We start from the raw sequence: 1,807 nt of genomic DNA, 5'->3' as shown, positions 1-1,807 counted from the left end.
AGGTAGGCCGGGGCCGCGCACAGCACGCGCCGGTGCTCTGCCGCCAACGGCAGCGCCACCAGGCCCGAATCCTGGGGCTTGCCATAGCGAAAGGCGGCGTCCACCGGCTCGCTGTACACGTTGGCCATGCGGTCTGACAGCTGCAATCGGACGGCGATGCCCGGGTGCTCGACTTGGAACTCGTCGAGCCAGGGCAACAACACATTGCGCCCCAGGTCGGACGGCGCCGCCAGCTGCAGCGTGCCGCTCAGCGCACCCGCCCAGCCGCTGGCCAGCTGCCCCTGCACCTGCTGCAGCGCGGCCAGCGCGGGCCGGCAATGCTCCAGAAACAGCGCCCCCTCGGGCGTGAGCCGCAGGCTGCGTGTGGAGCGCACAAACAGCAGCACGCCCAGCTCGGCCTCCAGCCTCTTGAGCGCCGCGCTGGCCGCCGCAGGGGTCAGGTCCAGCGCCCGGGCCGTGGCCGACAGGCTGCCGCTGTCCACGGTGCGCACAAAGATGTCGAGGTCTTGCAGGCTTTTCATGGCTTGAACGGAGTGATGAGCGGGGCGATGGACTGACTATCTTCAAATTTTCTTTGAATATCCATTCAATCACCAGCCTATTTAAAAAGAAACAAGACAAAGCAACCATACAAGCCTGTCCAGCCCACTCCATACGCCTCGACCATGACCCGCACTGCCACATCTCCCCTTTTTGCCCCCTTGGCGCTGGGCCCTCTCACCCTGCCCAACCGCATGGTGATGGCACCCATGACCCGCGCCCGCAGCACCCAGCCCGGTGATGTGCCCAACGCGATGATGGCCGCCTACTACGCCCAGCGTGCCAGCGCCGGGCTCATCGTGAGCGAGGCCACCCAGATTTCGCGCCAGGGCCAGGGCTACAGCTTTACGCCAGGCATCTACACCGAGACCCAGGTGCAAGGCTGGCGTCGGGTGACGGATGCCGTGCACGCCGCAGGCGGTCGCATGGTGATGCAGCTGTGGCACGTGGGCCGCATGTCGCACCCCAGCTTTCACGCCGATGGCTTGCCCGTGGCGCCGTCCGCCTTGTCGCCCGAGGCCAAGGTGTGGGTGGTGGGGGACGACGGCGTGGGCCGCATGGTCGATTGCCCGGTGCCGAGGGCGCTGGGCACGGCCGAGATAACGGGCGTGATCGACGACTTTCGGCGCGCCGCCGCCAACGCCATGCGGGCGGGGTTTGACGGGGTGGAAATCCACGGGGCCAACGGTTACCTCATCGACCAGTTCCTGCGTACCACGTCCAACCACCGCACAGATGCCTACGGCGGCACCATGGACAACCGCACCCGCTTCGCCCGCGAAGTGGCCGCCGCCGTGGCCAGCGAGGCGGGCGCCGAGCGCACTGGCATGCGCCTGGCCCCGTTCATCACCCAGCGCAACATGCACTGTCCCGAGATCATTCCGACCATGCTGCACCTCGCGCGCCAGCTGGACACGCTGGGCCTGGCCTACATCCACCTGGCCGAGGCCGACTGGGACGACGCCCCCAGCATCCCCGATGACTTCCGCCAGGCCCTGCGCAATGCCTACAGCGGCCGCGTGATCGTGGCGGGCAAATACACGCCCGAGCGCGCGCAGCAGATCCTGTCGTCCGGCATGGCAGACCTGGTGGCCTTTGGCCGCCCCTTCATTGCCAACCCCGACCTGCCTGCGCGCTACGCCGCCGGGCTGCCGCTGGCCGCATTCGACCCTGCGACCTTGTTCGGCGGCTCCGAGCAGGGCTACAGCGACTACGGCCCCGTCCACACAACCGCCGTGGAACCGACCGCCACCGCATGGGCGTGACC

General features: G+C 68.0%; 2 protein-coding genes. One reads left to right on the top strand and one right to left on the bottom strand.

Translation table 11 applies throughout. The features are described from left to right. Window positions 1-521 (bottom strand): LysR family transcriptional regulator (locus DBR12_RS18425; RefSeq protein ID WP_146185573.1); only part of this gene is annotated, 521 nt, incomplete at its 3' end. Window positions 522-665: 144 nt separating this feature from the next. On the opposite strand from DBR12_RS18425, the gene DBR12_RS18420 reads away from it, so the two are divergent. Continuing rightward, a complete protein-coding gene (locus DBR12_RS18420) occupies window positions 666-1,805 on the top strand; it encodes an alkene reductase (protein ID WP_108618592.1) in 1,140 nt (379 codons plus the stop codon). Window positions 1,806-1,807: the final 2 nt, after the last annotated feature.

Origin of the sequence: Acidovorax sp. HMWF029, assembly GCF_003060895.1 — a bacterium.
In the GTDB taxonomy this organism is placed as follows: domain Bacteria; phylum Pseudomonadota; class Gammaproteobacteria; order Burkholderiales; family Burkholderiaceae_C; genus Acidovorax.
This window is presented reverse-complemented; position numbering and strand designations above follow the sequence as displayed.

What these genes read in the sequence shown, in the direction of transcription:
- DBR12_RS18420 (WP_108618592.1), top strand. Translation starts at nt 666, where the DNA reads ATGACCCGCACTGCCACATCTCCCCTTTTTGCCCCCTTGGCGCTGGGC.